8 protein-coding genes are annotated in these 7,604 nt (G+C 64.7%); 4 read left to right on the top strand and 4 right to left on the bottom strand.

What is annotated here, in order from left to right:
* Positions 1 to 967 (top strand): DUF2778 domain-containing protein (locus QZ213_RS21535; RefSeq protein ID WP_291688115.1); only part of this gene is annotated, 967 nt, incomplete at its 5' end.
* Positions 964 to 1,221 carry a hypothetical protein gene (locus QZ213_RS21530; RefSeq protein ID WP_291688114.1) on the top strand — a complete coding sequence of 86 codons (258 nt, stop codon included), beginning with the start codon at positions 964 to 966 and terminating at the stop codon, positions 1,219 to 1,221. The genes QZ213_RS21535 and QZ213_RS21530, both read left to right, overlap by 4 nt.
* A 38-nt stretch (positions 1,222 to 1,259) precedes the next feature.
* Here QZ213_RS21530 and QZ213_RS21525 read toward each other — a convergent pair whose 3' ends face one another.
* Both QZ213_RS21525 and QZ213_RS21520 read right to left on the bottom strand, forming a co-directional pair.
* A complete protein-coding gene (locus tag QZ213_RS21525) occupies positions 1,260 to 1,586 on the bottom strand; it encodes a hypothetical protein (protein ID WP_291688116.1) in 327 nt (108 codons plus the stop codon).
* A 75-nt stretch (positions 1,587 to 1,661) separates the two neighbouring features.
* Positions 1,662 to 3,596, bottom strand: coding sequence for an AsmA family protein (locus QZ213_RS21520; protein ID WP_291688113.1), 1,935 nt, complete (start codon positions 3,594 to 3,596; stop codon positions 1,662 to 1,664).
* A 341-nt stretch (positions 3,597 to 3,937) separates the two neighbouring features.
* On the opposite strand from QZ213_RS21520, the gene QZ213_RS21515 reads away from it, so the two are divergent.
* Both QZ213_RS21515 and QZ213_RS21510 read left to right on the top strand, forming a co-directional pair.
* The gene (locus tag QZ213_RS21515) at positions 3,938 to 4,666 is read left to right on the top strand and encodes a CoA transferase subunit A (protein WP_291688112.1); all 729 of its coding nucleotides are present in this window, start codon (positions 3,938 to 3,940) and stop codon (positions 4,664 to 4,666) included.
* Positions 4,666 to 5,316: a 3-oxoacid CoA-transferase subunit B gene (locus QZ213_RS21510; protein WP_291688111.1), complete on the top strand. Its 651-nt coding sequence runs from the start codon at positions 4,666 to 4,668 to the stop codon at positions 5,314 to 5,316. Before QZ213_RS21515 ends, QZ213_RS21510 begins: the two co-directional genes overlap by 1 nt.
* 67 nt (positions 5,317 to 5,383) lie before the next feature.
* Here QZ213_RS21510 and QZ213_RS21505 read toward each other — a convergent pair whose 3' ends face one another.
* Both QZ213_RS21505 and QZ213_RS21500 read right to left on the bottom strand, forming a co-directional pair.
* A complete protein-coding gene (locus QZ213_RS21505) occupies positions 5,384 to 6,730 on the bottom strand; it encodes an MFS transporter (protein WP_291688110.1) in 1,347 nt (448 codons plus the stop codon).
* Between the two features lie 76 nt (positions 6,731 to 6,806).
* On the bottom strand, positions 6,807 to 7,604 hold a 798-nt coding region (locus tag QZ213_RS21500; protein WP_291688109.1), incomplete at its 5' end, for an aldehyde dehydrogenase family protein.

The raw sequence follows: 7,604 nt of genomic DNA, 5'->3' as shown, positions 1-7,604 counted from the left end.
GCTCGCTCTGGCGTTGGGCGCGGCTGCCTGGATCTCCGATTCCGATCAAACCACAGCACTCGCATCGGCGGCTTTGCCACGCGGCCCGGATCCCCTCTCCTTCAACGAACGTTTTTCGTCGCTCTCGATGTCCGGATCGCCGGCCACCGAATTGAAGTTCCGCCTCGCCAGGGACACGCTTGCCCGACAGTTGATAGCTCCGGACTGGCGCGCCAGCTTTGTCGAACAGGCCCGTCTCGACGCGGGCAGTGTCGATCAGAGCAGGCGCGACGAAAGCAAGGCCGACGAAAACAAGACCGGTGAAAGCAGGCCCGACGAGAGCAAGCCGCCGGCTGCAACCGGCATTCCCTTGCCAAGGTCTCGTCCCGCTACAGCGGACCTGGAATCGCGGGCCGGGTCGGCCCTGGCTGACAACGCGGCCCGGCCGGACGACCGCACGCTTCTGCAAAAACTGTCCGACCTGCTGCCGGGTCATATCAAGCTGGCCTCGCTCGAGCCGGACGGCGGGCTGTTTCGCCAGGGGCCTGATCTCGCGTCGCTCGGCTACGACAATCTCACCGCGGTTTACGACATCTCGGCCCATGCGGTTTACCTGCCGAACGGCATGAGCCTGGAGGCGCACTCGGGAATGGGCAGCCTGAAGGACGATCCCGAGCACGTCAGTGTGCCGAACGCCGGCGCGACCCCGCCGGCCGTCTATGAACTGAAGCCGCGCGAACGGCTGTTTCACGGCGTGCAGGCGCTGCGCATGATCCCAGCCGAGGGCAGTACCACGAACGGACGTTCCGGGCTGCTCACGCACAGCTACATGCTCGGCCCCGACGGCGATTCCAACGGCTGCGTCTCGATCAGGGACTATGATCGATTCCTCAAGGCCTTCAACGACGGAGCGATCAATCGGCTCGTCGTCGTCCCGAGCCTGAGCGGAACGACACTGGCCGGTCAGCACTCGAACACGCCGTCATGAGCGATGCATCCATTTCCGAAACGCCGTTGCGAACGACATTCAAGATCAGGCTGAACGGGAAAGCGGTACCGATCGCCACCGTCGGCCAGGCCTATCAGTTCCTGACCAATCTCAGTTCGATCGAGTGGCTGGAATTCCGCGCGTTGCATGCCGACGCCGTCAATTGGCTTCAGGGCGCCGCCGATGATGCGATGCTGACCGTGCCTGCGACCAACGCGCTGCGTGCGCTGTTCGTAAGAGCAAGAGTGCTTTGACGGCATCAGGCGATGCTCCGGTCGCGCGGCTCGCTGGGCTAACGGTCCGGCACCGGTTCAGGCGGGCGGATCGCGGACCGTGACGAGCGGGATGCGGGAGGCGACCGCTTCGCCGCGGCATCCCCCGATCGGCGGCGCTGTGGGCTTGCGACGGATTCCAGATAAGAGCTGAGCGCCCAGGCCGAGCTGGAATTGCTCGCGTAGTGATCTTTCAGGAACAAGAAGAGCGTCAGACGAAAGCGGCCCTTGGCAAGACCGCGCGGGCTGCGATGACATGTCGCGCAACTATCCGCAAACAGCTTGGCGGGCGATTTGCCCTGATCGAGATTCTGCGCGTATGCCGCGCCGCCGATCGTTGCCGAAATGGCGCCAACGGCGAGTAGGCGAAACCAGAGTTTCCGCGGCGACACATGTTTCGACGCTAACTGCATACGGGAGCCTCAGTTCGAATTCCCGCCCGCCGCCGCCGGCGCGGCCGCATCCGGCGCCACCGGTTTTGCGCCACCCCCCGTCAGCCGCTCCAGCACCGACTTCACCGCATCCCGCGTCTTGCGGTCCTTCACCGCGTCGAGCAGCGGAGCGGACGCCGGCGAGCGGCGGATCAGGCTTTCCGGATCCGGAAAGATCAGGGGATCGTCCCACGGGCCCTGCACCACGAACGGCAGATCGAAGCCGGGCGGGCCGCCCGCCGGCGTATTCAGACTGGCCACGCCTTTCATGTCGTATTCGCGCGAAGGCACGGAGGCGGTGCCGGTCAGCGTGAGACGGGCGGCGGGGCCTTCGACGCGGATATCCTCGGCGGTGGCGACGCCGTCGGCGAATTTCACCGCGATCGTCAGCTTGTCGTAAGGCGTCGAGCCGGAGCGGAAATTGCCACCGCCGGACAACGGCCGGCGCTCCAGCCGCTTCAGGAGTTGCTCGACATTGAAGCCCGAGATCGCGCCGTCATGACCCGTCAGGGACGCGGTGCCGTCGAGCGATGATGCGAGGCCGAACGGGCTCGAGCCCGAGGCCACCAGCGAGACGTTGAGGTTGCCGCGGCCGGACAGCTTTGTCACCCCGAACAATTCGCTGGCGCAGGCCTGCAGATCGACGTCGGTGAACTGGAACTGCGCCTTGACGTCGGCGATCGCGTCGGAGCGCGCGATGCCGAACGAGCCCCTGGCGATGCCGCCATAGACCTGCGCCTCGCCGACGGAGAGCGCCAGCGCGCCGCCGCGTAGGTTCGCGCCGAACGCGGTGCGGCCGAGTCGTGTCGCGCCGATCGTCACCCGTGCCGCCGACAGCCGCATGTCGAGGTCGGTGGTGGACAGCGCGTTGAGATCGAACGCCTGCCGGTTCCAGTCGCGCGCGCCGCTGGCGAGTAGGCGGAAGGTGGAGATGTAGGGCGTGAAGTCCAGGTTGCCTGCGGCCAGCGTCGCCTGCAGCGTCTGGCGGCCGTTATTGGCGTAGGTCATGACGCCCTCGGCGACGTTGCCGTCGAGTTCGACGTTGACGTTTGTGAGCGCGATCGACGGTCCGACCAGATTGGCGCGCGCCTTCAGCGCGAAGCGGCCGAACCCGCCGCTGCCGGGCGGCGCTCCGCCCATCCAGCCCAAGGCGCTGCGCAAGGACGGGCTGTCGATGGTCAGGACGCCTTCCATCATCATGCTGGTGCGGTCGGCGACGCTGCCGTCGAAAGCCACCTTCAGCGGCGCGCTGGAAAGCCGCGCCTTCAGGCCAGAACGGTCACCCGACAGAGCGGCAAGGAAGTCGCTGGCCGAGATCGCGCCGTCGACACGCTCGCCGCGCCAGTCGAATTGCCCGGTCGCGGCGAACGACCGCGAGATTGACGGCCAGGCCAGCGAAAGGTCGATATCGTCGAGCTTTTCGGACAGGTGATTGGCGGCGTCATCATAACTGAGCACGCCGTCCTGGATCCGGATTTCCGAGAACGACACCGGGTTGTCGGCGCCGGGCTTCATGGTGCGGGCAATGGTGTCGATGAACGGCGTCCAGTTGCTCTCCCCGTCGGGGGTGCGGACCACGCGAATATGCGGACGCAGCATCATGACGTCGGCGATCTCGAACCGCTGCAGCAGCAGCGGCAGCAAGCGCAGATTAGCGGTCAGCACATCGACCGAGAGCGCGGGGTCGGTGGCGGCGGAGCCCTTCAGCCCGACGTCATGAAAGGAGACGTAGCTTGCCGGAAAGACCGAGACGTCGATCGGGCCATGGATCACCAGATCAAGGCCGGTGACGGCCCGGATTTGCGCCTCGACCGCCTGGCGCAGGGCGTCCCGGTTGAGAAACCAGGACGTCGCGACCAGGCCGATAAGCGCCACGCCGAGCAACGCCGCGATCGGCGTCCCCAGGCGCTTCATTCCTTGGGCCATCGTCAATGACATATCCGGGTCTGCTTGAACCGAAGCCGGGTTGAGCTCGGCGGGTAGCGGTTGAAAAAGGGGACGGACTGGGTGCCCCCGAACTCGGCTTTACCCGAGTTCGGCAAAACACGCTATCCAAGTCGGCAAAGGCCGACTTGGATTGCCATGCCAACTTCGGCAACTTGCTGGGCTTTCTTGACGCTTTCAAGGCCATCTTCAAGGCCTACCCAGGCGTTCCGAACCGTCCGAAGGCCCTGGGGAGCCGTCATTGACGCACTGCGAAGATTTCGCCTAATAATCCCCATTCGCGCACGCCGTAAGCGCCTTATCCTCCATTCAGGTCGCATTTCATGAACAAGGTCTATCCCGACGCCAAATCGGCACTCGAAGGGCTCTTGAAGGACGGCATGATGATCATGTCCGGCGGGTTTGGTCTCTGCGGCATCGCCGAGACCCTGTCGGACGCGATCCGCGACTCCGGCGTCAAGAACCTCACCGTGGTCTCCAACAATGCCGGGGTCGACGGGATCGGACTGAGCCGACTCCTGGAGACGCGGCAGATCAAGAAGATGATCTCGTCCTATGTCGGGGAGAACAAGCTGTTCGCCCAGCAATTCCTCGCCGGCGAGTTGGAACTGGAATTCGCCCCGCAGGGCACGCTGGCCGAACGCATCCGGGCCGGCGGCGCCGGAATTCCGGCGTTCTACACCAAGACCGGCGTCGGCACCCTGATCGCCGAGGGCAAGGAAGTGAAGGAATTCGACGGCGAGAAATATCTGATGGAGCGCGGGCTGTTCGGCGACCTCGCCATCGTCCACGCCTGGAAGGGCGACACCGCCGGCAACCTCGTCTACCGCAAGACCGCGCGCAACTTCAATCCTATGATGGCCACGGCTGCAAAAATCACCGTGGCCGAGGTCGAGCACCTTTTGCCCGCCGGCCAGATCGATCCCGACCACATCCACACGCCCGGCATCTTCGTCAAGCGCATCATTCAGGTCGGAACCGGCAACAAACGCATCGAGCAGCGCACCACGCGCAAACGCGAGGCGGCCGCCGCCGCCGGGGAGGAAGTCTGATGGCCTGGACCCGCGATCAAATGGCAGCGCGCGCCGCGAAGGAATTGCGCGACGGGTTTTACGTCAACCTCGGCATCGGCATCCCGACGCTGGTTTCGAACTTCATCCCCGACGGCGTCGACGTCGTGCTGCAGAGCGAGAACGGCATGCTCGGGATGGGTCCGTTTCCCTATGAGGGCGAGGAAGACCCCGATCTGATCAACGCCGGCAAGCAGACCGTCACCGAGCTGCCGTCGACCAGCTATTTTTCCAGTTCCGATTCCTTCGGCATGGTGCGCGGCGGGCACATCGACCTGTCGATCCTCGGCGCGATGCAGGTGGCGCAGAACGGCGATCTCGCCAACTGGATGATCCCCGGCAAGATGGTCAAGGGCATGGGCGGCGCCATGGACCTCGTCGCCGGCGTCAAGCGCGTCGTGGTCGTGATGGAGCATTCCGCCAAGGACGGCCCGAAACTCCTGAAGCAGTGTAACCTGCCGCTGACCGGCGAGCGGGTGGTCGACATGGTGGTGACGGATCTCGCCGTCTTCACCATCGACAAGCACGGCAAGGACGGCATGGCGCTGATCGAACTCGCCGACGGCGTCACGCTCGACGAGGTGAAGTCGAAGACCGAAGCCGAATTCCGGGTTGCGCTGAAGAACGCGTGAGAATGAGTGCGTAGGGTGGGCAAAGGCGCTCTTCGCGCCGTGCCCACCATCTTGTTTGTCGCGCCGATCACGCCTTGGCGGTGGCGACATCCTCCAGCCCGCGGTTGCGCGGCTCCACGCCCCAGGCCCACACCACCACGATCTGGACGATCACCAGGCCGATCATCAGCCAGAGCACGCCCGGCAGCTTGTAGGATGCCATCAGCGACCCGACGATAAAGGGCGAGACCACGGTCGCGGCGCGTCCGAGCGTGTTGCAGATGCCGTTGGCGCGCAAGCGGATCTCGGTCGGGAACAGTTCCGGCGTATAGACGCCGAACAGGATCGCCGTCTGGATATAGATCGCGGCGATCAGCACGAACCCGACGCTGAGCACGATCGCCGGATCGGAGGCGGCGTCGAAGCGGGCATAGATGAAGCCGGAGACGATGGTGACGATCGACGCACCGATGATGCTCCAGCGCCGCCCGACCGCGTCGGACAGGTAGGCACCGAGCGCGCAGCCGACCAGCGACGCGATCGACAGCACCAGCGTATAGGCAAGCGAGTTGGCGATGGTCAGCCCCTGGCGCAGGAAGAACTGCGGCAGGAACAGCACGAAGCCGAAGATCAGTGTATTGACCGTGATCAGCACCCAGGAGCCGACGATCATGCGTTGCAGGAGCGGCGGTCTCAGCATGTCGGATGCGGTGACCTGCGGCACAGGCGCCGGCACCACCACTGGCGGCAGCGGCTTACCGGCGGCGGATTCCTTTTCGATTGCCTGCATCAGGGCTTCGGCTTCTTCGGTGCGGCCTTGCGATTCGAGCCAGCGCGGCGACTCCGGAAGATTCTTGCGCAGATACCAGACGATCAGCGAGCCGACGCCGGCGAGGATGAACATCGGCCGCCATCCAAAGGCCGGGATGATGAGATAGCCGAGCAGGGCGGTCACCGGGAATCCGGCCACCACGATGAACACCATCATCGACAGCCAGCGCCCGCGCGTCTTCGGCGGAACGAACTCCGACAGCGTCGAATAGCCGACGACGATTTCGGCGCCGAGGCCTAGCCCCTGCACGAAGCGGCAGGCAATCAGCTGATTGATATCCTGCGCGAACGCTGCCGCCAGCGACGCCAGCCCGAAGATCAGGAGATTGACCTGATAGGTGAACCGCCGCCCGTACTTGTCGCCGACAAATCCGGTAATCAGCGCACCCAGCGTCATGCCGACAAAGGTCAGCGAAATGAACTGCAGGTTTTGCGGAACGGTCGAGAACTTGGTCTGGAGCGCCGACGCCAGCACGCCGCCGGCGACGTAGAGATCGTAGCCGTCGAAGAACATGCCGGCCCCGACCAGCCAGAAAATCCGGTAGTGAAACGATGAGATCGGCAGCCGGTCGAGACGTGCGCCGGCGTTTACTGCGGTAACCATGGAATTCCCCCTAGATCTCTGTTTGTTGGCGCGGCTGCCGGTTTGTTTGCTCTGATGCAGCCGCGTGCTGTTCGCGTTAGTTCAATCGTCGCTGGGCCGCCGTGTCGCGGTACCAGTCGAACGGCTGATCGTGGGTCGCGACCATCACGCTCTTGACGTTGAAATGGTCGTCGAAGCTTTCGGTGCCGAATTCGCGCCCCACCCCGGAATCGTCGACGCCGCCCCAGGGCGAGGCCGGATCGAGGCGGTGATGGTCGTTGATCCAGACGATGCCGGCCTTGACGCTCGCAGCGACGCGATGGGCGCGGGCGACGTCGCGGGTGCGGATCGCGGCCGCGAGGCCAAACGGCGAATCATTGGCGAGCCGCAGCGCCTCCGCCTCGTCCTTGAACGGCGTCACCGAGGTGAAGGGGCCGAACACTTCCTCCTGGAAGATGCGCATGTCGGACTTCACATCCGCGAACACCGTCGGCTGCACGAAATAGCCGTTCTCGTGGCCGGGCACTTTGGCGGCGGCGCCGCCGGCCACCAGCCGCGCGCCGTCGTCGCGGCCGAACTGGCAATAGGACAGCACGCGGTCGCGCTGCCTTGCCGAGATCACCGGCCCCAATTGCGTTAGGGGATCGAAGGGATCGCCGATCCGGATGTTTTGGGTTTTTGTCTTCAGCTTCTCGACGAACTCGTCATAGATCGAGGCCTGCACGATATGACGGGAAGCGCAAACGCAGGTTTGCCCCGCGCCGATGAAGGCGCCGAATGCCGCATAGTTGACGGCCTGGTCGACATCGAAATCGTCGAACACCATCACCGGCGTCTTGCCGCCGAGCTCCATGGTCTGGTGCGCGAACACTTTTGAAGCCGCCGAGCCGGCGAT

It is taken from the genome of Bradyrhizobium sp., assembly GCF_017881085.1.
GTDB lineage: Bacteria > Pseudomonadota > Alphaproteobacteria > Rhizobiales > Xanthobacteraceae > Bradyrhizobium.
This window is presented reverse-complemented; position numbering and strand designations above follow the sequence as displayed.

Coding starts and splice junctions, on each gene's coding strand:
- QZ213_RS21515 (WP_291688112.1), top strand. CDS start 3,938: ATGAACAAGGTCTATCCCGACGCCAAATCGGCACTCGAAGGGCTCTTG.
- QZ213_RS21530 (WP_291688114.1), top strand. CDS start 964: ATGAGCGATGCATCCATTTCCGAAACGCCGTTGCGAACGACATTCAAG.
- QZ213_RS21520 (WP_291688113.1), bottom strand. CDS start 3,596: ATGGCCCAAGGAATGAAGCGCCTGGGGACGCCGATCGCGGCGTTGCTC.
- QZ213_RS21505 (WP_291688110.1), bottom strand. CDS start 6,730: ATGGTTACCGCAGTAAACGCCGGCGCACGTCTCGACCGGCTGCCGATC.
- QZ213_RS21510 (WP_291688111.1), top strand. CDS start 4,666: ATGGCCTGGACCCGCGATCAAATGGCAGCGCGCGCCGCGAAGGAATTG.